This window comes from Thalassospira australica (assembly GCF_000763295.1).
GTDB classification, from domain to species: domain Bacteria; phylum Pseudomonadota; class Alphaproteobacteria; order Rhodospirillales; family Thalassospiraceae; genus Thalassospira; species Thalassospira australica.
Genome location: NZ_JRJE01000008.1, coordinates 110,764 through 133,548 on the forward strand (window position 1 = coordinate 110,764; position 22,785 = coordinate 133,548).

Genomic DNA, 22,785 nt, shown 5'->3' on the forward strand with positions numbered 1-22,785 from the left:
CCGCGAAAGGAGATAAACATGCAGATCGATATCGGTATTAATGAATCCAACCGCACGCAAATCGCCGACGGCCTTGGCCGCGTTCTGGCTGATTCCTATGCGCTGTATCTGAAAACCCATAACTTCCACTGGAACGTGACGGGTCCGATGTTCCAGACCCTGCACACCATGTTCGAAGAACAGTATACCGAACTGGCCACTGCCGTTGACGAGATTGCTGAACGTATTCGTTCGCTCGGTGCCTATGCCCCGGCCAGCTTCTCGGCCTATGCCGAACTGACCTCGATCGAGGAAGAAAAAGGTGTTCCGGCCGCCAAGGACATGATCGGCCAGCTGGTCGAAGGCCACGAAACCCTGATCAAAACCGCGCGTTCGCTTTATCCGATTTGTGATAGCTCCGACGATGATGCCACCGCAGACCTTCTGACCGCCCGTATTCAGGTTCACGAAAAAACCGCATGGATGCTGCGTTCCCTGCTGGAAGGCTGATCTCGGCCAAACAGTTGAAAACAAAAAACGGCCCAGATATTTCCGGGCCGTTTTTTATAGATCACCTCAAACAGGCCTATCCAAACAGCGGATCAATCTGACGCGCTGCCCCCAAAACCACCTGATCCTGCCCATGCGGGGCTGCAATCATCAGTGCTGCGGGCACAGCTTCGCCTTCGACATGAACCGGCATCGATATTGCGCAGGCATCCAGCAGATTAAGCATGCCGGTATTGCGCAGCATCAGCGGGTTCAGCGTCTCAATATCCGCTTCGACTTCGGCAATTTTTGGCGCCATCATCGGCAGGGTCGGCGCGATCATGACGTCCACCGCTGCCATTGCCGCGCCAAACTGCGAAATCACATCGGTGCGCTTGGCATAGGCATCAATCAGATCATCCTTTGACAGGCTTTCGGCAAATTTCAAACGCGACAGAACATACGGATCGCCACAGGTTTCAAGCTTATCGAAATCCCCCGAATAGATCGCATGCGCTTCGGCTGAAACAAGGTTTCGGATCAAAAAGGCATTTTCCGCGACAAAACCAAGATCGACTTCAACCACCTCATGTCCTGCTGTGCGCAAGGTATCACACACCATATCGAAATCAGCCCGCACCCGGTCTGACAAATCATTGACAAACGCATTGACCGGCACACCGATCCGAAGCGGTTTTTGATTGCCACTGTCACGGGCAACCGTCTGGCCCGACATCACCTCAAACACGGTGATTGCAGTTTGTAAATCAGGTGCGAGCGGACCCGGCGTATCGAACCCGGTTGCCAGCGGCAATATGCCATCACGCGGCACGCTCAGACGACTTGGCTTAAAGCCATAAAGCCCGTTGATCGCGGACGGGATGCGAATGGACCCCCCCGTATCCGTCCCCAGTGCAAAATCCACCAGACCCAACCCGCAACTCACCCCCGCACCGGATGATGAGCCGCCCGGAATTCCTTCGGGATCAAACACATTGCCCGGCGTACCGTAATGAGGGTTCAGGCCAACACCGGAATAGGCAAACTCGCTCATGCTCGTGCGCCCGAACGGAATGGCACCGGCCGCCTTGACCAACCCCACGACATCGCAATCGGCATCCGCAGGCGCGCAGTCCATCAGAAGTTTCGATGCCGCTGTTGTTTTTTGCCCTTCTTCATCAAACAGATCCTTGATCGACACCAGCATCCCCGCAAGCGGCAAACCCGGATTGGCCTTCACACGCTCTTCGGCCATGGCAGCAGCCTTTAGAATGCGCTCCTCATCAAACTCGACAAAGATTTTGCCCTTGAGATCGCCAAGTTCATTGACCTTGTCGATTGCCGCTTGTGCCTTGTCGATTATCGCGCCCATTGGCTGCCTCATGCTGTTATTTTTGATTTGAAACGGCATATGATTTTGGCGCCGCCCATAACTGTTTCTTCAGTCATAGGCCCGCGCCATGATTGGATCAAGGATCGGATCAGGAATTTCACCCGTACAGGGATTACGGCAACACGGTGAAACGGATGGCTTTTCACCAACTGATCACCGATGCGTGACTTGCCCAAATCGGCTTTTGCAGGGACATTGGAATAACGCAACTGGAGGACACCATGCTGATACGCCGCAAGAAGGGGTGGGAAATCCCTGAAAGAGACGCCACGCCGCAATCTGTTTACCAAAATCGCCGACAGTTCCTGAAAGGGATCGCAGCAGGCTCGATTGGCGCAACAGCAGCAAGTCTTCCACTTGGCAGCGCGCTTGCCCAAGGCTCCGGCGCAACAGCCGATCTGTATCCGGTGGACCGCAATCCGGCCTACACCGTCGAACGTCAAATGACGGAAAAAGCCAAGGCACTGACCTATAACAACTTCTATGAATTCGGATCGCACAAATCTATCTCACAAGCCGCACAGGCGATGAAAATCCGCCCCTGGACCGTCAAGATTGACGGGCTTGTCGAAAAACCCATCGAAATCGATTTCGAAGAACTTGTCCGCAAAATGCCGCTCGAAGAGCGTGTCTATCGCTTCCGCTGTGTTGAGGCATGGGCAATGACCGTGCCCTGGTCCGGTTTCCCGCTTAAGGCACTGGTTGATTTTGCCAAGCCGCTTTCAGGCGCAAAATATCTTGAAATGGAAACCGCCAGCCAAAAGGACACCATGCCGGGTCTGCGTCAGTTCTGGTATCCGTGGCCCTATGTCGAAGGCCTGTCCATGGCCGAAGCCACCAATGAACTGTCCATGATCGCAACCGGTATTTACGGCGAAGAACTGCCCAAACAAAATGGTGCACCGCTGCGTCTGGTCACGCCATGGAAGTATGGCTTTAAAAACATCAAATCCATCGTCCGCTTCACCTTCACCGACAAACGCCCGGTCAGCTTCTGGGAAGAACTCAACAGTGACGAATATGGATTCTGGGCCAACGTAAACCCCAAAGTCCCGCATCCGCGCTGGAGCCAGGCACAGGAACGCCTGCTCAATAACGGTGAAACCGTCCCGACCCGGATTTATAACGGCTATGGCGACTATGTCGCCGATATCTACAAGGGCATGGAAAACGAACGTCTGTTCATGTGATCCCCTCACCACATCAAACAGCAAAAAGGCCGGATTTTATCCCGGCCTTTTATGTATTTCGGTCTATGGACCCATGTTCACAAACGACATTACGGTCCCTTGCGGCGACGCCCTTTGTATTTCGATTTATTGGCCGATTTTGATCCCGGTCCGGCAGTCCCACCAATGGTGCCAATCGTGCGCGCCATTGGGCCTGCTTCGGCCAAACCAAGCTCCTGATCTTCCAGACGCTTGATCTCGTCACGCAAACGTGCCGCTTCCTCGAACTCAAGGTTTCCGGCCGCTTCACGCATACGTTTTTCAAGATCTTCGATATGGGCCCGCAGGTTATGGCCCACCATCATGTCGCCCGAAACCCCGGTATCAACCGTGACGTAATCCTGTTCGGCAACACTTTCAAGAACATCATTGATCCGCGACCGCACGGTTTCCGGTGTGATGCCATGCGCCTCGTTATAGGCCATCTGCTTTTCACGGCGACGGTTGGTCTCGTCGATCGCATATTGCAGGCTGTCGGTCATCTTGTCGGCATACAGTAATACCCGGCCTTCGACGTTACGCGCCGCACGGCCAATCGTCTGAACAAGCGACGTCTTGGACCGCAGGAACCCTTCTTTGTCCGCATCCAGGATCGCTACCAACGCACATTCCGGGATATCCAACCCTTCACGCAAAAGGTTGATCCCCACCAGAACATCAAACACACCAAGCCGCAGATCCCGAATGATCTCGATCCGCTCAAGCGTATCAATATCTGAATGCAAATAACGCACGCGAATACCATGCTCATGCAGGTATTCGGTCAAATCTTCCGCCATGCGCTTGGTAAGCGTCGTGACCAGAACACGTTGCCCCTTGGCTGCACATTCCTTGGCCTCGCCCAGCAAATCATCGACCTGGGTTTCAACCGGGCGCACGATACAAACCGGATCAATCAGCCCGGTGGGGCGGATCACCTGTTCGGTAAATACGCCCCCTGTGCGCTCCATCTCCCAATTGCCTGGTGTGGCCGAAACAAACACGCTTTGCGGGCGCATGGCTTCCCATTCTTCGAACTTCAGCGGCCGGTTATCCACACAGCTTGGCAGGCGGAAGCCGTGCTCGGCCAGGGTAAATTTGCGATTATAGTCCCCTCGGAACATGCCGCCGATTTGCGGCACAGCAACGTGACTTTCATCGACAAACAGCAATGCGTTTTCCGGCAGATATTCAAACAGGGTCGGCGGCGGCTCCCCCGGATTACGGCCCGAAAGCCAGCGGGAATAGTTTTCAATCCCCTTGCAGTGCCCGACCGTTTCCATCATTTCCAGATCAAAGGTCGTGCGCTGTTCGATCCGTTCAGCCGCAAGCAACTTGCCCTCGGCCTGAAACTGCGCCAAACGGTCTTTCAGTTCCTGCTTGATGCCGGTCATCGCCTGCACAAGGGTCGGGCGCGGTGTAACATGGTGCGAATTGGCATAAACGGTGACCGAATCCATCTTGGCGAATTTGTGCCCGGTCAGCGGGTCAAACTCCGCCAATTCCTCGATCTCATCGCCAAACATCGAAACCCGCCAGGCGCGATCTTCACTGTGGGCCGGGAAAATTTCCAGAACGTCACCACGCACCCGGAACGTACCGCGCGAAAAGGCCGCATCATTGCGGGTGTATTGCAATTCAACCAACCGCTTCATGATGTCGTTGCGGTCAACCTCATCCCCCACCGAAATGCGCTGCGTCATTTCAAGGTATGTTTCCACCGCGCCGATACCGTAGATGCACGACACCGATGCCACGATGATACAGTCGTTACGCTCAAGGATTGCGCGGGTTGCCGCATGGCGCATCCGGTCGATCTGTTCGTTGATCGAACTGTCTTTCTCGATATAGGTGTCAGAGCGCGGGATATAGGCTTCGGGCTGGTAATAGTCGTAATAGGATACGAAATATTCGACCGCATTATCCGGGAAGAAATGCTTCATTTCGGCATAAAGCTGGGCGGCCAATGTCTTGTTCGGGGCCAGAACCAATGCCGGGCGCTGCGTTTTGGCGATGATATTGGCCATGGTAAAGGTCTTGCCCGACCCGGTCACACCAAGCAGAACCTGATCGCGTTCTTCATCATTGATGCCCGCCATCAGCTCCGCAATGGCTGCCGGCTGATCGCCTGCTGGCTCATACTCGGTCACCAGCTTGAATTCCCGCGAACCGTCAACGGGCGGGCGACGTTTGGTCAAAAATTCCGGCAGCGCATTCATCAAACAAACCTTTGTATCATTCCGTTAGTAGTTATAGGTCAGATACACCCAATCGCAAGCCCCACCCCTGACAGTTCCTGTCAGGATATGTCAGCAGACGTCAGGACGTTTTTCCACTTGGTTCCCTTAATGCGTTGATGCATGCGCGCAACGCTGGTGGCATATGCCGGTTCATTGGATAGTAAAGATACAATCCCGGCCAGTCTCGCTCCCATCCGTCAAGTACACGGACCAGTCTGTTTTGCGAAATCGCGTCCTTGACCAACGGCTCTGCGACATTTGCAATCCCGATCCCGTCAAGGGCCGCATCCACCAGAATTCTGGGCGCATTGGTCGTCAGCGATCCGGAAACATCGATTGACGTTTCCTTGTTACCCTTCACGAATTCCCAAACATAGCGGCGGTTGCTTTGAAAACGAAACCCGATGCAGTTGTGCTTTGCCAAATCTTCGGGGATTTCCGGCATCCCGTATTTTTCAACATATGCGGGTGCTGCGACCATCACAAAACGGAAGTCTTTGATCATCGGTACAGCAATCATGTCCTTGGGGATATCATCGCGCAGCCGAACACCTGCATCAAAGCCTTCCGCTACAATATCAACAAGTCGGTTATCCACATTGAGCTCAACTGAAATATCGGGAAACCGCGCATAAAAATCTGCATCAAGCCGCTGTAGAACGATGGGGGCGGATGTCTCGTTCACGCTTAGACGAACTGTACCGCTTGGGCTTGTTTCATCGCGTTCAATCTGCGTGATCAGTTGATCAAGATTTTCAAGTATCCGGCCAATATCTACATGAAATTTTTGCCCGGCCTCGGTCAATGCGACACTGCGCGTTGTCCGGTTGAACAAACGCGTTTTAAGGCGCCCCTCCAAAGATCTGACCAAATGGCTCAGCGTTGAAGGCGCAAGATTAAGCTCGTCAGATGCCCGCTTGAAACTCAGCAATCTGGCGACCCTGTCAAAAGCCTGCAACTCGTTGATCGGAGGAAACTCCATTCATGCCTCTCATCGCATAATTCATGCGAATTATATCTATATTTCACACAATTTAAAATCGGTATTCAGGAGATAGACCAACACTCACATTGAACGGGAACAACAGCTATGACCAAGAAAACCATCCTCGTGACTGGCGGGAACAAGGGCATCGGTCAGGAAATCACCAAACAGTTGGCATCACGCGGACACACGGTTTATTTCAGTGCACGTGATGCGGAAAAAGGACAAGAAACACTGCAGCTTCTCAGTCAGTACGGCGACGTCAGGTTAATCGAAATTGATCTGAGAAAACCGAACTCACATCACGCTGCCTTTGCCGAACTTCAAGCCCAAACGGGAAAACTGGACGGGCTGATTAACAATGCCGCAATCTGCACCGATTACGAAGGCCCTGCCACCGTCACACTTGATGCGCTTCGTATGCACTTTGAAACCAACTATTTTGGTGTTGTCTCGCTGACGCAGGCGATGCTGCCGCTCTTGCGTGCCGGGGATCACAAAGCCATTGTGAATGTCTCAACCGCGTTGGGGTCACTTGGTCTTCAAGGCGAAGAATCATGGCCATACAGCGCAGTCAATCTGCTTGCCTATAACTCCTCTAAAACAGCACTGAATATGTTTACGGTATCGTTGGCCAAAGAACTCCGCAGCGAGGGTTTCCGCATCAATGCCGTTAATCCCGGGCACATCAAAACCGGGCTTGGCGGTGATCAAGCCCCCGGAAGCGTCGAAGAAGGTGCTGCAATTTCGGTCAAATGTGTTCTCGCGGGTCCTGAGTCCCACACAGGATTGTTCTTGTCGTCAGGCGGTGTCGTGCCGTGGTAACACGTCTTTGGCGATGAATTCGGGCGCGCTTCGCAGAATATCGAAGCGCGCTTTTGCGTTTCCGTGTTCACGGAACAATCCGCTTCCTGCCACGTTTGGTCATTAGTTCTTTCCGCTCGGACATCTGATTGGCCGTAAAATTGTATAAAACCATCCCAAAGAACCCGCACAAGGGCCTAGTGTCAGGACCTGTTAATCCGGTTAATCCAAAGGACAGAGGATATATTTGCAAACTCCTGCGTCAAAGCCCTTGGCCGGGATACCTGCCCGCCCGGCGAGCTTTTTTTTGCATTTCACAAATATATCCTCTGCCATTCCAATCAAATTAGCAGGTCTTGACCCTAAACAGCCTTGAATTGAAATTAAGGCAGGCGTAGGGTCCGAACCGAAAGAACATGATTCTTTTCACTTCTCATTAAATTCCAGGGAAACAGACCAATGGCGTTTATTGCCGACCGTTTGAGCCGTATCAAACCTTCTCCCACCATTGCTGTCACCACCAAGGCTGCCGAACTCAAGGCTGCTGGCGTTGATGTGATCGGCCTTGGCGCAGGTGAGCCGGATTTTGATACCCCCGACAACATCAAAGAAGCTGCCAAAGCCGCCCTTGATGCTGGCAAGACCAAATACACTCCGGTCGCTGGCACTCCCGAGCTGCGCAAGGCGATTGTCGAGAAGTTCAAACGCGAGAATGATCTGGAATACACCATTGACGAAATCACCGTCGGTTGTGGTGGTAAACAGACCCTGTTCAATGCGTTCTTCGCAACGCTGAACCCGGGCGACGAAGTTGTCATCCCGGCACCTTACTGGGTATCCTATCCGGATATGGCCCTGATGGCCGAAGGCACCCCGGTCATTGTTGAATGCCAGGAAGCAAACGACTTCAAAATCACCGCAAGCGAACTTGAAGCCGCCATCACGCCGAAAACCAAATGGGTTGTTCTGAACTCTCCGTCCAACCCGACGGGCTCGGCCTATTCGCGCGAAGAACTGCGGGCGATTGCTGATGTGCTTCTGAAATACGAAAACGTCTATGTCATGTCTGATGACATGTACGAACACCTTGTCTATGACGGTTTCGAGTTCACCACCATCGCCCAGGTAGAACCGAAGCTCAAAGACCGCACGCTGACCTGTAACGGTGTGTCAAAATCCTATGCCATGACCGGTTGGCGTCTGGGCTATGCCGCAGGTCCGAAAGACCTGATCAAGGCGATCAATAAGGTGCAGTCGCAGTCCAGCACCCATACCTCCTCGATCAGCCAGGCGGCATCAATCGAAGCCCTTAGCGGCCCGCAGGATTTCCTTGCCGAACGTGCCGAAGTTTTCAAAAAGCGCCGTGACCTTGTTGTTGCTGCCCTGAATGAATGCGAAGGCCTGTCGTGCAAAACCCCGGAAGGCGCGTTTTATGTCTATCCGTCCTGTGCGGGCGCGATTGGCAAAACCACCCCGGATGGCAAGAAAATCGAAACCGACACCGACTTCGTCACCTATCTGCTCGAAGCAGAAGGCGTTGCCGCGGTTCAGGGTTCGGCATTCGGCCTGGCACCGTATTTCCGCATTTCCTATGCGACCTCCGATGCGGCACTGACCGAAGCTTGCGCCCGTATCAAACGTGCCTGCGCAGCCCTGAAATAAGGTCTGCTGTCCCGCCCGTCGGGATCAAAAATGATCATGCGGGGTCCGGCACTTGCCGGGCCCTGTTTTTTTGTCCATTATTCAATTCAATAATTGCGCACGAAATTACCGATAAATATTCCGATCAACGCCCCAACAAAGATTGTCTGTTCAATGAAGATCGAAAATTTCTATGCCACCGTGCATGACATCAGCCTGTCTTGCCAACGGATTAACCCTGCCGATGTGCGCGAAGATGCCCCCGCCATCATCCTTCTGCACGAAGCATTGGGCACCATTCGCATGTGGCGTGACTTCCCCGCCAAGCTTGCCACGGCCACCCGCCATCCGGTGATTGTCTATGAACGGCGCGGTCATGGAAAATCCGATCCCCATGCTGCTGGCGACATTCCACGCGCGATTGATTTTCACAACACCGAAAGCGATGTTTATCTAAATGGTCTGATGAATGCGCTTGGCCTGACAAAACCAATCCTGTTTGGCCATAGCGACGGGGCCACCATCGCGCTCAAATATGCCGCACGCTTCCCCGACAATGTTAGCGCTGTCATCTCCGAAGCAGCCCATGTTTTCGTCGAGGACGTCACGATTGCCGGCATTACCCAGGCTGCCAAAACCTATGCCGAGACCGACTGGAAAACCAAGCTTGAACGTCATCACTTTGCCCAGACCGATGCTGTGTTCCACGCCTGGGTCGATACATGGCGCCAACCGGCATTTCGCGACTGGAACATGGTCGATGAACTTGCCAGCATCACCTGCCCGCTTCTGGTCATCCAGGGCGATGATGATCAGTTCGGCAGCGACGAACAGGTCCATACCATCTGTGCCAATACCGGTGGACCGGCAACCAAAATGCTGATCAAGGATTGCGGCCATATACCACATTTTGATCAACCTGATCAGGTGATCGCAGCAGCGCTTCAACACCTCGTTTTAAGCCAATTGGTCGCCAGCTAATGCCCGCTAAAACAAAGAAGCCCCGGCTGCATAAAGCGCCGGGGCTTCTTTGGTGGGCAATCTGTCTGGCTTACTCAGCCAATGCGTCTTCGGCGTCAATGACCACCGCGACAGCATGGATCACAGATGCGATGCGGATCGCGTTCTGGATGCTTTCTTTTTTAACACCGGCGTTTTTCAAAACCTTGTCGTGGGAATCGATGCACATGCCGCAACCGTTGATCGCCGATACCGCGATTGAAAACAGTTCAAAATCAGCTTTATCAATGCCCGGCTTGCCGATGATGTTCATGCGCAGACGCGCTGGCATGGAGCCGTATTCTTCATCCGACACCAGATGCACGAAACGATAATAGATGTTGTTCATGCCCATGATCGCAGCAGCCCCTTTGGCCGCTTCAATCGCTTCTTCGCTCAGCTTGGCTTTGGCTTCTGCGGCAACTGCCTTGATCAGTTTGGCGTTGCGCGATGCGAATGCACAAGCAAGCGCAGTACCGTAAACCTGCTGGTCGGTCATGCCCGGATTGTTGGCCATGCTCGACAGGTTCAGCTTAAGGTCCTTGGCATAGGCTGGCATTGCGTCTTTGATATCGACGATCGACGTCATTGATTAATCCCCTTAATTCCGTGATGCCTTCTCGGCAAATATCGAAAAACAAATCAGCCCGAATATCCCGCTTGCCGCCGTTTTGGTCGGATTGAGGAGCAACAGGATTGTGGATCGCAAATTTCGATGGACTGAAAACGGGACCGGGCGCACGCCCGATCCCAAAATCGTCTTGCCAGACCACTGGCAGGAAAACGAACCCGATTAGAGGGTTTCGTCACCCTGGGTCCAGTTGCACGGGCAAAGTTCGTCGGTCTGCAGCGCATCAAGAATACGAAGCGCCTCATGCGGATTACGACCAACGTTAAGGTCGTTGACCTGTACGTGACGGATGATGTTGTCCGGATCAACGATGAAGGTCGCGCGCAGGGCAACACCGGCGTCTTTTGCCAGAACACCAAGGGCAGCCGAGAGTTCTTTTTTCTCGTCAGCCAGCCATACGAACGGGCTGTCGCCCAGATCTTCGTGGTGGGTACGCCATGCAGCATGCACGAAGTCGGTGTCGGTCGAGCAGCCCAGAAGAACCGCATCACGGTCTTCGAAATCACCGTTCAGTTCGCCGTAGCCAACGATTTCCGTCGGGCAAACAAAGGTAAAATCTTTCGGCCAGAAGAACAGGATCTTCCATTTGCCTTCATAGGATTTGTCGGTCACCGGTGCGAAGCTGTCCGGGGATTTACCCGAAACACCAGTCAGATTAAATTCAGGAAGCGTATCACCAACGGTAAGCATAAGTTCGGTTACTCCGTAATCCAGTTAAAAATCCCGATTAGCAGCCCCCGACAGGCCGCATCAACTTGTGTGCAAGTGCAAAAAATTCACTCGCTGCTGGCGATTTGTAGTTAAATCGACTAACTAAGACCAATAGATAAAATCTCAGTTCTTGATAGGAAAAACTTATGGTCGCCCAACCAAGCATCAAGCAGCTCAAATACCTGGTTGCCCTTGCTGAATGTGGCCATTTTGGCCGTGCGGCTGAGAGTTGTTTCATCACACAACCCAGCCTCTCAGCCGCGATTAGCGAACTTGAAAACCTTCTTGGTGCGCAGCTGGTTGAACGCAACAAGCGTCAGGTGCTGATGACAGCCCTTGGCGAAGAGGTCGTTTCGCGGGCGCGAAGTATCCTTCAGGAAGTCAATGAACTGACGACAATGGCACAGGCCGCCTCTGATCCGCTTTCCGGTCCGATTCACATTGGTGTCATTCCAACGATTGGCCCGTATCTTTTGCCTGATGTGATGGCGTCCCTGCGCACAGGGTTCCCCAAACTTCAGCCGCTGCTGCGCGAAGACCAGACATCTGTTCTGATCGAACTTCTGATGGCCGGGAAACTTGACCTGGCCCTGATTGCACTTCCGATTGATGAAAACTGGCTCGAAGAATTCGAACTGTTCGAAGACCGGTTTGTTTTCGCCTGCACCCCGGACAATCCCCTGACCCACAAGCACCATTTGGACATCAGCGACATCAAGAATGAAAAGCTGCTGCTGCTTGAAGACGGTCACTGCCTGCGCGATCAGGCGCTGGAAGTCTGCCAAAAGGCGGGCTGGAGCAAATCGGCCGATTTTCAGGCCAACAGCCTGTCCACCCTTGTTCAGATGGTGGGCGCAGGCATCGGTGCCACACTGTTGCCTGAAATGTCACTAGAAGTCGAAGCACGTCGGCCTGACATGCTGAAGATTATTCCGTTTGAAAACCCGGTCCCGGTCCGTCGCATCGGCATGGTCTGGCGGCGCAGTTCGGCGCGCAAACGCGAATACCGTCAGTTGGCAAGCTATCTGCGTGATCGTCTTGCCCCGCGCAAGGAAGCGGTCGTCGCCTGATCGGCCCCTGCACGGTCGACGTATGTTATTGCAGACACACGGGACGGGCATAAGCAATGCTGCCGATCAAGGACAACAACCCGACGACCATAACGCCCTGGGTCACCTATGCCATCATTGCGATCAATGTCGTGGTCTTTTTGGCGACGGTAACACTTGATCCCCGCGCAATGGTGTTGATGAACCTGCAATACGGGGCGATCCCTGCCGTCCTGTTTGGTCATGCAGAGCTACCACCGGACTTTTCCCCCTTCCCGGCCGGATTTGCATTCCTGTCGATTTTTTCGTCCATGTTCATGCATGGCGGCTGGATGCATCTTGGCGGCAACATGCTGTACCTGTGGATTTTCGGCAATAACGTCGAAGACTCCATGGGCCATTTCCGTTTTCTGGTCTTCTATCTTGCCTGTGGTGTTGCTGCCGCCCTTGGGCACGGCCTGCTTGATACCCAGTCAGAAATCCCCATGATCGGCGCATCCGGTGCGCTTGCCGGTGTGCTGGGGGCGTACTTCCTGCTGTATCCCAAGGCGCGCGTGCTGGTCTGGTTCTTCTGGGTGTTTATCTTTTATGTACCCGCCGTCGTGGTGCTGGGTTTCTGGTTTGTCAGTCAGGTGATCAATTTCGGCAGCGGGGCCGGGGGCAACATTGCCTGGGTGGCCCATATTGCCGGCTTTATCGCCGGGCTTGCGCTTATTCCCCTGTTCAAGCACCGCAACGTGCCGCTTTGGCATGATGGATCGGCGGCCCCGGCCTTTGGCATCTATCGCCCGGGTCGCAAAACACGCGGCCCCGCAGGCAGTTCAAACATCCCGCCCTGGGCCGCAGCCTACGAGGCCGAACGCGCGGCAAAACGCGCCAACATGCGCCGTGATCAGCGCGGCCCGTGGGGTAAGGAAGACGAAGAACGTGATCCTTCGCCCTGGGGGCGCTATCAGGTCAAACCAGAACCAAAGCCCGGAAAAAAAACCAAACCGTCAGTCGGCGTGCCCAAAGTTGTCCGCTTGCATCCGGACCGCGACAAAGACGATACTTAAGTGACGCCCCAAAAGAACACCCGGGAGACATGGAATGCGCGCAGCCTACTTCACCGAATATCAGGGTCCGATCGAAGTTCAGAAAGTCGATGACCCCACCCCTGAAAACGGCGGTGTTGTGATCAAGGTCGCGGCCACCGGGCTGTGTCGCAGTGACTGGCATGGCTGGATGGGCCATGATTCCGATGTGCAACTCCCGCATGTTCCGGGCCATGAATTTGCCGGGACGATTGTCGCCGTCGGCAAGGATATCAAACGCTGGAAAGAAGGCGACCGCGTCACCGTGCCCTTCGTGTCGGGCTGCGGGCACTGCCCGGAATGCCACAGCGGCAATCATCAGGTCTGCGATCAGCAATTCCAGCCGGGCTTCACCCATTGGGGCAGCTTTGCCGAATATGTCGCGATTGATTACGCTGACACCAATCTTGTCCGCCTGCCCGAAGAGATGGATTTCGCCACCGCCGCCAGCCTCGGCTGCCGCTTTGCCACAAGTTTCCGCGGCGTGATTGATCAGGGAAAGGTCACTGCCGGCCAGACGGTCGCCGTTCACGGGGCGGGCGGTGTCGGGCTGTCTGCCATCATGATTGCCGCAGCCGCAGGTGCATATGTCATTGCCATTGATATTGACGACAGCAAACTTGATTTCGCCCGCGAGCTGGGGGCAAATGCGGTTCTCAATGCCAGGGATGTGGATGACATCCCAACCGCGATCAAGGACATCACGCGCGGCGGGGTGAATGTTTCTGTCGATGCACTGGGAAGCAGCCAGACCTGCTTTAACTCCGTCGCATCGCTTCGCAAACGCGGCAAACACATTCAAATCGGCCTGATGACCGGCGATCACGCCCACGCCAAAGTTCCCATGGACCGGGTGGTTGCCCATGAACTTGAAATTCTGGGCAGCCACGGCATGCAGGCATTTCGCTATGACGCCATGATCGACATGATCACAAGCGGGAAGCTCGCCCCGCAAAAACTGATCGGCGACCGCGTCACCCTGGCCGAAGGCGCAACCGCATTGATGAATATGGACAGTTTCATTGGCACCGGCGTCACCGTGATTGATCGGTTCTGATCCATGCTGGCTGCTATTGCCTTTCACCCAAAAGACCCGATTGACGATCTTCTGACCGCCATTGCCGAGGGGATGCTGGCAAATGGCAAGTCGGTCGCGGGTTATGTGCAAAAACGCCGCAGGGATGCCGATTGCGGAACACTTGTCTATGTCCGCAATCTGCGATCCGGCGATGAAATGCCGATCACCAAAAACCGCGGCGCGATGGCCAAGGGCTGCAAGCTTGATGGCGATGCGCTGTCCACCCTGTCGGAACAGCTTTCGCAGGATGTTGAAACCGGGGCCGATCTGCTGATCGTTGCGCGCTTTGGCCGCAGCGAAGCAGACGGGCGCGGGCTGCGCGATGTCATTTCGCGTGCAATGGAACTTGAAATACCGGTACTGGTCGGCGTGCGTGATGAATATCTGCCCGCCTGGGATGATTTTCATGGCGGCATCGCCGATAGCCTCCCGCTCAACGAAAAGGCCCTCCTTGCATGGCTGGCCGACTTGGCCCCAAAGACTACACACGATCTCGCACTTGATCCCACAGGGGCAAGCACATGATTGTGATCATCCAACCCTTGGGGTAATGCACCCGTTTGGGCATACTTGCATGGCGACGATATCTACAACCCTGATTGCGGGGATATCATCATGTGGATGCGATTTCTTGTTGCCGGTCTGATTTTCCTTGCCCTGATTTTTGTGGTGAATGTACCTGCCGCACAGGCCGCAGATCCGTTTGGCCAGATTGAAATTCGCGAATGGACTGTCGATTATGGTGGCCTGCCGCGTGATCCCGATGCTGTATCTGCCGATGAAATCTGGTTTGTCGGACAGGTTGGCGACTATATCGGGCGGCTTGATCCGCAAACCGGCGCATTTTTCAAACGCGACCTTGATGATGAACCTGGCCCCCACAACCTGATTGTCGGGGCGGATGGCATTGTCTGGTATGCCGGTAATCTGGATGGTTATATCGGGCGTTATGATCCCGATACCGACCAGATCGAACGCATCAACATGCCCGACGCCGCCGCACGTGATCCCCACACCCTGATCTTCGACGCACAGAACCGCTTTATCTGGTTTACCGTGCAGAACGGTAACTTTGTAGGGCGGCTTGATCCCGAAACACGTGATGTCCGCCTGATCGCGGTGCCAACCTCGCGCGCCCGCCCCTATGGCATCAAACAGGCCCCGGATGGCACATTGTGGGTCGCCTTGCTTGGCACCAACAAGCTGGCATCGATTGATCCTGAAACTTTCGAATTGCGCGAACATCTGCTGCCCGACGGGGCACGCCCACGGCGGATTGGCGTCACAGATCAGGGGCATGTGTTTTATACCGGATATGCCCGTGGTGTGCTGGGGCGCATCAATCCGGCAAACGGTCAAATTGATGAATGGCCGATGCCCGGTGGTAAAAACTCACGTCCCTATGGCATGGCCGTTGATCATGAAAACCGCGTCTGGGCGGTCGAAGGCGGACGCCCGGCAATGTTTGTTGGTTTTGACCCGGAACAGGAAAAATACATTTCAAACACCCCCATCGGTTCGGGCGGCGTAACTGTTCGGCACATGGATTTCAATCTTGAAACCAAATCCGTCTGGTTTGGAAGTGATGCCGGCACCATTGGTCAGGCACATGTCGGGCAATAGCAACGATCCTCGGACGGGGCTTAATGCAACTCCCGTTTAGGCTGGGCTGGGCTACGCAAACAATCAGTCGCCGATATCTGAACAGACGCGCTCCCCGACAAGAACCTTGGCGGCAAACCGTTCAAACCATGCCCCGAATTGCGCATCATATTTCGCCCGGCCTGCCCGCTGGGTGTCGGGGCACTGGCCGTTGGGGCGGTCGGTCTTGTCACCGGCATTTGACAGCCAGCGTTCATGGCTTTCATCGTCAACTTCCGGGTGGAACTGAATGCCCCAGATACGCTGATCAATATGATAGGCCTGATGGGGAAATGTCGGCCCGGTCGCCATAAGTTCGGCACCCTCGGGCAAACCGAACCCTTCGCTATGCCAATGGTAAACCATCATTTCATCGGGGAACAATTCCCGCCCCGCCTCGGTCGCCTGAACCGGGTAATAGCCGATCTCGGTCATGCCATCGGTATGCGGTGTCACGCTTGCACCAAGATGGCGCGCCATCATCTGCGCCCCAAGGCAAATGCCCAGATACATCGCATCGCTGGCAACCACATTGGGCAACCAGTTCATGATCGCATCGACATTGCCAAGATGATCATCATTGGCACTCATCGGACCACCAAACACGACAACAAGGTGATAGCCACCAAGATCATCGGGCAGGACGTCGCCCTCTCCGGGGCGGCGAATATCGAACTCATACCCATACCGGCGCAGTACAGCTCCCACCCGTCCCGGATGTCCGGTGGCCGAATTGAAAACCATCAAAATGCGGTTGGCGGGGCTCAGTTCGTTCATTTGGTCCTCATAATTGCATGAGCGAAGACTGACCTTTTGCAGAGAATTTTACAAGCCCCGGCTGATCATCATCGACCCTGCAAATGTAAAAAGGCCGCCGCACAGGTGCGACGGCCTTGAAATCATGACGCTTAAGCGATGTCTTAAACGTTGAATTTAAAGTGGAAGATATCGCCATCCTTGACGATATAGGTCTTGCCTTCCTGACGCAGCTTACCGGCATCGCGCGCCCCGGATTCACCGTTAAATTCGATGAAATCATCATAGGCGATGGTTTCGGCCTTAATGAAGCCGCGCTCAAAGTCGGTGTGAATGACGCCTGCTGCATTCGGCGCACTTGCACCCTGATGAACGGTCCATGCGCGTGCTTCTTTCGGCCCCACCGTAAAGAACGTCAAAAGGTTCAAAAGCTTGTAACCTTCGCGAATGATGCGCGCCAAACCGGTTTCCGACAGGCCAAGCCCCTCAAGGAATTCGGCCTTGTCATCAGCACTTTCAAGCAAGGCAACCTCGGCTTCGATGGCCGCCGAAATCACCACCGAACGCGCCCCCTGTGCTTCGGCCATTTCTGCAACCTTGGCCGAGAGTTCGTTGCCCTCTGCTGCGTTGTCTTCATCCACATTGCAGACATAAAGGATCGGCTTGCTGGTCAGAAGCTGCAGCATACGAAACGCTTTTTCTTCGTCTTCGCCGTCAACTTCAACCACACGGGCCGGTTTGCCTTCACGCAGCGCTTCCAGCGAACGTTCGATCAGATCCATGGTCAGCTTGGCGTCCTTGTCATTTGAACGCGCCTTTTTCTGCAAAGCCGGAATACGCTTTTCCAGGCTTTCCATATCGGCCAGCATCAACTCAGTCTCGATCGTTTCCGCATCACGGACCGGATCAACCGATCCATCGACGTGGGTGATGTCACCATCTTCAAAGCAGCGCAGAACATGCACGATGGCATCGGTTTCACGAATGTTGGCCAAGAACTGGTTGCCAAGACCTTCGCCCTTGGACGCCCCACGGACCAGACCGGCAATATCGACAAATTCCAGTTGGGTCGGAATGATGGTTGCCGATTTGCCGATTGCGGCAATCTTGTCCAGACGCTCGTCAGGAACACCGACACGACCGGTATTGGGTTCAATCGTACAGAACGGGAAGTTCGCTGCCTCGGCAGCGGCCGTCTGGGTCAGGGCGTTAAAAAGGGTCGATTTACCAACGTTCGGCATACCGACGATACCGCATTTGAATCCCATCTTTCCGGGCTCCGTAACTTGAATTTCTGTTTATGTGGATCGATTTGTGCCGTCACAAACCAACCTATTTCTTTTTGCCAAATGCCTTGGCAAGGGCCTCTGCCATGGCAGAGGCAGCATTACTGACCGGGGTGTCTGCGCGCTCAAGGCGCACTTTGGCCGCCCCCGAAAGATCATCCATGCCCGCGTCCGTTTCCGGTTCATCCGGGGCATTGGTCTTCTTCTCGCCTTTGGCCTTATTGGCCGCCGGTTTGTCTTTTTTCGGCGCTTTGGGCTTGGGCGGGGTTACGATGGCGGAAACCTTGCTCATAAACCCGCCGTCATCGCCCTTGGTCAGGCGCGCAAATTCTGCGGCGACCGCGTCCAGAAGCGTCATCAGCCAGCCATTCTGTTCGGCCTTGGAAAAATCTCCAAGAACATGGCCATGCACGCGGGATTTATCCCCGGGATGACCAATCCCCAAACGAACGCGGCGATATTCCTTGCCACAATGGGCATCAATGGATCGCAAACCGTTATGGCCCCCATGGCCGCCGCCGCGTTTAACGCGCAGCTTGCCCGGTGGCAGGTCCAGCTCATCATGCAGGACAATAACGTCTTCGATTGGAATCTTGTAAAAGCGCAGCACTTCGCCAACACTTTGCCCCGACAGGTTCATGAAGGTTTCCGGTTTCAAAACCAGAACTTTTTCACCGTTCAATTCACCTTCGGAAATCTGGCCCTGAAACTTTTTGCGCCAGGGACCAAAAGAATAGCGGCGGACGAGTTCGTCCGCCGCCATGAAGCCAATGTTGTGGCGATTGGCGGCATATCCCGATCCCGGGTTTCCCAATCCAACCACCAAAAACATCGTAAGACCTCGATCTTATTCTTCGGTCGATTCTGCTTCTTCGGCGCCCTCTTCTCCGTCTTCGGCATTTTCTTCCGATTTCAGAGCGGACGGAGCAGCAACGGTCGCAACAGTGAAGTCACGATCGGTAATGGTAAGCTCAACACCTTTCGGCAGTTTAATTGCCGAGATGTGGATCGAGTCACCAACTTCGACACCGCTAAGGTCGAAGACCAGCTCTTCCGGAATAGCGGACGGAGCACAGATAACTTCAACGTCGTGACGAACAACGTTAAGCACGCCACCTTTTTTGAGGCCCGGGGATTTCTCTTCGTTTTCGAAGCGAACCGGAACTTCAACGTTGATGGTCTGGCCTTTGGAGAAGCGCAGAAGATCAACATGCAGGATTTCGTCAGAAACCTTGTCGAACTGTACGTCGCGCGGCAGAACTTCGTATTTCTCTTTTCCGACTTCAACGGTCAGAACGTGGGAATAGAAGCCAGGCGCATGCAGAAGTTTCCAAAGCGGACGCGGGTCAATCTGGAACAAAACAGGTTCTTGTTTTGCACCATAGATGACACCAGGGACCATACCGGCACGACGCACGGCACGGGCGGCCCCCTTTCCGGCCCGTTCACGGATTTCCGCAGTGATAACAGAATTTGCCATCGGAAAATCTCCTTGAACTAAAAAAAGTTGCTTCCGCAGGTTGGTGTAAATCACCGCTGAAAGCCTACGAAAACAAGCGTGGTGGCCTCCAGGGGTGCCACCACGGCGAGGGCCTTATACCCTCAATCGAAAAGAACGGAAACAGATTTTTCTTCCGAGATACGACGAATGGCTTCTGCCATCAGCGGCGCAATCGGAAGCTGTCTGATTTTCTTGCAGTCACGCACGGCATCGGATGCCTTGATCGAGTCACTGGTAACGACCTCGGTCATTGGCGAACCGGCAATACGTTCAACCGCCGGACCCGACAGAACACCATGCGAAACATAGGCCGCAACCGACGATGCACCACGTTCTTTCAACGCACCGGCCGCATTGCAAAGCGTGCCTGCTGAATCAACGATGTCATCAACCAGAATGCAGGCCGCATCCTTGACGTCACCAATCACGTTCATGACTTCGGACACACCGGCTTGCGGTCGGCGTTTGTCAATGATCGCCAGTTCGGCGTCCAGACGTTTTGCAACCGAACGCGCACGGGCCACGCCGCCAACATCCGGGCTGACGATCACCAGTTTCTGGCCTTCAAACTTGTTGCGGATGTCGCTGGTCAGGACCGGCGATGCAAACAGGTTATCAAGCGGAATGTCGAAGAAGCCCTGAATCTGACCGGCGTGAAGGTCCATGGTCAGAACGCGGTCCGCACCGGCAACCGTAATCAGGTTGGCGACCAGCTTGGCCGAGATCGGGGTACGGGGACCGGATTTACGATCCTGACGGGCATACCCGAAGTACGGCATCACTGCGGTGATGCGGCGTGCTGAACCACGGCGCAACGCATCAAGCATCACCAGAAGTTCCATCAGGTTGTCGTTGGCGGGATAAGAGGTGCTCTGAATGACAAAAACGTCCTCACCGCGGACGTTTTCCTGAATTTCGCACCAGATTTCCTCATCAGAGAAACGCTTAACGTCTGCACGGGTAAGCGGCAGATTAAGATGGTCAGCAATTGCCTCAGCCAACGGGCGGTTACTGTTACCAGCGAGGATCTTCATAGCGGGGCCTCGGTTAATGGGTGCCGGGAAAGCGAAAACTAAATAATTTTCGCGACTCCACCTATCGCAGACCAGCCGCAATCAGCCCCCGCTTGCCCTTGCCCCCAAACGGCCCGGAAATTGGGAAATTCCCACCGGTTCGACGACATGTTCACGACACTCAAAGACCAAATTTCGGCGACTCTGCATAACGGCAGATCGCGGCGGCTTTATAACCAGCCGTTAACAGTCTGTAAATGGGGCCAATGGCGAATAACGACAAGGCAGTCATGCATGATCCGCCGATCCGGCCCGTCGAGCGGGCATTAGAAGAAATTCTAGCGCGCCGCAGCCGTTTTTTTGTCGGCACGCAATTGCAGCTTCTTGCTTGTGGCAATTTGCCCAAGAACCCCTTCAAGGGTTTCCACTGCTGCCTGGGCTGCAAGGGATGCGACCGCCCCCCATCGTTCATCAAGCTGACCACGCGGCACGACATTGTTCTGGTTCATCCGCCCAAGCTCCGTGCCGTCAACTTCCATGATGATCCACTCAACGGCAACGCGATCAAGCGGCGTGGTGGTTTCCTCTGTCACCGGGCTGACATCAATTGTCGCCGACAGGATCACACTGTTTTCGTCGATATCACGATTATCAACGGCAATACCCTTTGATCGCAGCAGCGCACCAGCAGATCGCGAAAGCGCGGTATTGCCATCGCCCGGTGCCCCGGCAAAATCAATCAGCGCGATTTTCATCACCGGTGCCGCACGCAATGCCGACCGGTCCCCGGTAATAATAAAGGCAATTTCGTCGGCCGGTTCTGCTACCAACCCTTCATAGGTCTGCGCCAGCGGATCGTCGGCGGTGCCGTCAAGCTTGCGCACCTTTTCGACCAGTTCTTGCGGAATGGCGAGATTGTCTTCCTCTGGCCCGTTGGGGGCATCGGCAAACCAGTGATCGGCGGCAAGTTCACCCTGCGAACGTGCGGTATCAATCGCAAGCCCGTCGGGGCGCATCAGAACCCAGGTTATATCAAGTGCCGCACCACCATCGGACAGATTGGCCTCCACATTGGGTCTGAGGATGTAATTCCCGCCGATGTCGCTATCGCTATAGGCCGCAATGTCACGCAGCCGAAGCGCACGTGCCATCGCCCGCGCCAAATGGGTCGACGCCCCGTCGGGCAAATCTTCCGTCCCCTCTACACGCACCGTGCCGGTATCGCGCAACTCCAACAAGGACGGATCACCCGCACGACCGGCCCCCTCAAACGGGCGCGGCAAGTCGCCGCAGGCAGCAAGGGGGGCGACCAGCAAAATCAAGAAAACAATCGAACGCAGGAAAGACGTCATCAGGGTACTTACATCGTCACATCAAAACGCAACCCACCATGGTTGCGATGATCATAAAGAAAAAAAGCATAATCAAATGCGGCATGGCGTTTCCCCCTTACGCCTCTGTCAGCATGATCGCGGAAAGTTGCCGTCCGTAATCCGGCTCCTTGCGAAGCGTGGTGCGACGGTAACTATAAAACAAATCTTCCTCGGCCAGCGTATCACGCGCCACCAACTCGACCGATGCAATTCCGGTCGCAATGGTCCGGCGTCGGACATATTCCGGCAGATCAAACATAAAATGCCCGTCACGGGCGGATGGATCAAACAGGTCCTCTGCCCCTTCCGGACCCTTCAGGATCGTGTCGCGAAACGTGCCATCCACTTCATAAGACGCCCGTGCGATGCACGGCCCAACAGCCCCGCAAATATTTTCGCGTCTGGCCCCAAGTTGCACCATCGCATCGACGGTGCTTGCTGAAATCCCGGCGTATGATCCTCGCCATCCGGAATGGCAGGCCCCGATGACGCCTGCCACCGGATCATGAAACAGAACCGGCGTGCAATCCGCCGTCAGAATTCCCAACATGACGTTTGGCCTGTCCGTCACCATGGCATCGGCTTTGGGGGCCTCATCACGCGATAGCGGTTTATCAAGCACCGCAACATCAATCCCGTGCACCTGATAAACCGTGGTCAGGCGATCGGCACTGGTGTCAAAAGCTGATGCGGCGCGTGCGCGGTTTTCCGCAACCCGGTCCGCGTCATCATCAGACCCGAAACCGACGTTCAGCCCGCCATGGATACCATCACTGACCCCGCCCTTGCGGCTCAAGAAACCGTGACGCACGCCTTGCGCGTCTGACAGGCTTTCAGCTTCAAACCATGTCAGACCGTTTTTACGGCGCTCGATCCCGCTGGTAACGGGGGCATCCGGGGTCGTTTGGGTAGTCGGCTGTGTCATGCTGCTGTGC

General features: G+C 54.8%; 22 protein-coding genes. 10 read left to right on the top strand and 12 right to left on the bottom strand.

Going from position 1 to position 22,785, the window contains the following annotated elements; translation table 11 throughout:
• Nucleotides 1-18: 18 nt before the first annotated feature.
• Nucleotides 19-489, top strand: a complete 471-nt coding sequence (locus JF44_RS0107230; RefSeq protein WP_202901489.1) for a Dps family protein — start codon at nt 19-21, stop codon at nt 487-489.
• 76 nt (nt 490-565) lie between these two features.
• Here the strand turns inward: JF44_RS0107230 and JF44_RS0107235 are convergent, their stop codons facing one another.
• Nucleotides 566-1,840, bottom strand: a complete 1,275-nt coding sequence (locus tag JF44_RS0107235) for an amidase (protein ID WP_033068299.1) — start codon at nt 1,838-1,840, stop codon at nt 566-568.
• A 242-nt stretch (nt 1,841-2,082) separates the two neighbouring features.
• Between JF44_RS0107235 and msrP the strand changes: the two genes are divergently transcribed.
• Nucleotides 2,083-3,051 (top strand): protein-methionine-sulfoxide reductase catalytic subunit MsrP, encoded by a 969-nt coding sequence (msrP, locus tag JF44_RS0107245; protein ID WP_033068301.1) that lies wholly within the window; start codon nt 2,083-2,085, stop codon nt 3,049-3,051.
• A gap of 89 nt (nt 3,052-3,140) precedes the next feature.
• On the opposite strand, the gene uvrB is transcribed toward msrP, so the two are convergent.
• Entirely contained in the window at nt 3,141-5,288 is a 2,148-nt protein-coding gene (gene uvrB / locus JF44_RS0107250) for an excinuclease ABC subunit UvrB (protein ID WP_033068302.1), read from the bottom strand.
• A 100-nt stretch (nt 5,289-5,388) separates the two neighbouring features.
• Nucleotides 5,389-6,291 carry a LysR family transcriptional regulator gene (locus tag JF44_RS0107255; protein WP_033068303.1) on the bottom strand — a complete coding sequence of 301 codons (903 nt, stop codon included), beginning with the start codon at nt 6,289-6,291 and terminating at the stop codon, nt 5,389-5,391.
• 108 nt (nt 6,292-6,399) lie between these two features.
• On the opposite strand from JF44_RS0107255, the gene JF44_RS0107260 reads away from it, so the two are divergent.
• The 3 genes from JF44_RS0107260 (at nt 6,400) to JF44_RS0107270 (ending at nt 9,720) form a co-directional block, all read left to right on the top strand.
• A complete protein-coding gene (locus JF44_RS0107260) occupies nt 6,400-7,119 on the top strand; it encodes an SDR family NAD(P)-dependent oxidoreductase (RefSeq protein ID WP_033068304.1) in 720 nt (239 codons plus the stop codon).
• A gap of 438 nt (nt 7,120-7,557) precedes the next feature.
• Nucleotides 7,558-8,760: an aspartate transaminase gene (locus JF44_RS0107265; RefSeq protein WP_033068305.1), complete on the top strand. Its 1,203-nt coding sequence runs from the start codon at nt 7,558-7,560 to the stop codon at nt 8,758-8,760.
• Between the two features lie 153 nt (nt 8,761-8,913).
• Complete coding sequence (locus tag JF44_RS0107270; RefSeq protein WP_033068306.1) at nt 8,914-9,720, top strand: alpha/beta fold hydrolase; 807 nt, start codon at nt 8,914-8,916, stop codon at nt 9,718-9,720.
• Between the two features lie 70 nt (nt 9,721-9,790).
• Here the strand turns inward: JF44_RS0107270 and ahpD are convergent, their stop codons facing one another.
• Together ahpD and JF44_RS0107280 are read right to left on the bottom strand one after the other, a co-directional pair.
• Nucleotides 9,791-10,327 (bottom strand): alkylhydroperoxidase, AhpD family, encoded by a 537-nt coding sequence (ahpD, locus tag JF44_RS0107275; RefSeq protein ID WP_033068307.1) that lies wholly within the window; start codon nt 10,325-10,327, stop codon nt 9,791-9,793.
• Between the two features lie 204 nt (nt 10,328-10,531).
• Nucleotides 10,532-11,059 carry a peroxiredoxin gene (locus tag JF44_RS0107280; protein WP_033068308.1) on the bottom strand — a complete coding sequence of 176 codons (528 nt, stop codon included), beginning with the start codon at nt 11,057-11,059 and terminating at the stop codon, nt 10,532-10,534.
• A gap of 167 nt (nt 11,060-11,226) precedes the next feature.
• On the opposite strand from JF44_RS0107280, the gene JF44_RS0107285 reads away from it, so the two are divergent.
• From JF44_RS0107285 to JF44_RS0107305, 5 genes are all read left to right on the top strand, one after another.
• Nucleotides 11,227-12,150 (top strand): LysR substrate-binding domain-containing protein, encoded by a 924-nt coding sequence (locus JF44_RS0107285; protein WP_033068309.1) that lies wholly within the window; start codon nt 11,227-11,229, stop codon nt 12,148-12,150.
• A 56-nt stretch (nt 12,151-12,206) separates the two neighbouring features.
• Complete coding sequence (locus tag JF44_RS0107290) at nt 12,207-13,184, top strand: rhomboid family intramembrane serine protease (protein WP_033068310.1); 978 nt, start codon at nt 12,207-12,209, stop codon at nt 13,182-13,184.
• A 34-nt stretch (nt 13,185-13,218) separates the two neighbouring features.
• Nucleotides 13,219-14,259, top strand: a complete 1,041-nt coding sequence (locus tag JF44_RS0107295; RefSeq protein WP_033068311.1) for a zinc-dependent alcohol dehydrogenase family protein — start codon at nt 13,219-13,221, stop codon at nt 14,257-14,259.
• Nucleotides 14,260-14,262: 3 nt separating this feature from the next.
• Nucleotides 14,263-14,805 carry a DUF2478 domain-containing protein gene (locus JF44_RS0107300; protein WP_052065562.1) on the top strand — a complete coding sequence of 181 codons (543 nt, stop codon included), beginning with the start codon at nt 14,263-14,265 and terminating at the stop codon, nt 14,803-14,805.
• A gap of 90 nt (nt 14,806-14,895) precedes the next feature.
• On the top strand, nt 14,896-15,903 hold the full coding sequence (locus tag JF44_RS0107305; protein ID WP_156111623.1) for a Vgb family protein: 1,008 nt from the start codon (nt 14,896-14,898) through the stop codon (nt 15,901-15,903).
• A gap of 63 nt (nt 15,904-15,966) precedes the next feature.
• Here the strand turns inward: JF44_RS0107305 and JF44_RS0107310 are convergent, their stop codons facing one another.
• The 7 genes from JF44_RS0107310 to pgeF form a co-directional block, all read right to left on the bottom strand.
• Nucleotides 15,967-16,698, bottom strand: coding sequence for a glutamine amidotransferase-related protein (locus tag JF44_RS0107310; RefSeq protein WP_033068312.1), 732 nt, complete (start codon nt 16,696-16,698; stop codon nt 15,967-15,969).
• Nucleotides 16,699-16,841: 143 nt separating this feature from the next.
• A complete protein-coding gene (ychF, locus tag JF44_RS0107315; protein WP_033068313.1) occupies nt 16,842-17,945 on the bottom strand; it encodes a redox-regulated ATPase YchF in 1,104 nt (367 codons plus the stop codon).
• Nucleotides 17,946-18,009: 64 nt separating this feature from the next.
• Nucleotides 18,010-18,795: an aminoacyl-tRNA hydrolase gene (gene pth, locus JF44_RS0107320; protein ID WP_033068314.1), complete on the bottom strand. Its 786-nt coding sequence runs from the start codon at nt 18,793-18,795 to the stop codon at nt 18,010-18,012.
• A gap of 15 nt (nt 18,796-18,810) precedes the next feature.
• Nucleotides 18,811-19,443, bottom strand: a complete 633-nt coding sequence (locus tag JF44_RS0107325) for a 50S ribosomal protein L25/general stress protein Ctc (RefSeq protein WP_033068315.1) — start codon at nt 19,441-19,443, stop codon at nt 18,811-18,813.
• Between the two features lie 122 nt (nt 19,444-19,565).
• Nucleotides 19,566-20,498 carry a ribose-phosphate pyrophosphokinase gene (locus JF44_RS0107330; RefSeq protein ID WP_033068316.1) on the bottom strand — a complete coding sequence of 311 codons (933 nt, stop codon included), beginning with the start codon at nt 20,496-20,498 and terminating at the stop codon, nt 19,566-19,568.
• A 317-nt stretch (nt 20,499-20,815) separates the two neighbouring features.
• Nucleotides 20,816-21,829, bottom strand: coding sequence for a hypothetical protein (locus JF44_RS0107335; protein WP_033068317.1), 1,014 nt, complete (start codon nt 21,827-21,829; stop codon nt 20,816-20,818).
• A 97-nt stretch (nt 21,830-21,926) separates the two neighbouring features.
• A complete protein-coding gene (pgeF, locus tag JF44_RS0107340; RefSeq protein ID WP_081944364.1) occupies nt 21,927-22,775 on the bottom strand; it encodes a peptidoglycan editing factor PgeF in 849 nt (282 codons plus the stop codon).
• Nucleotides 22,776-22,785: the final 10 nt, after the last annotated feature.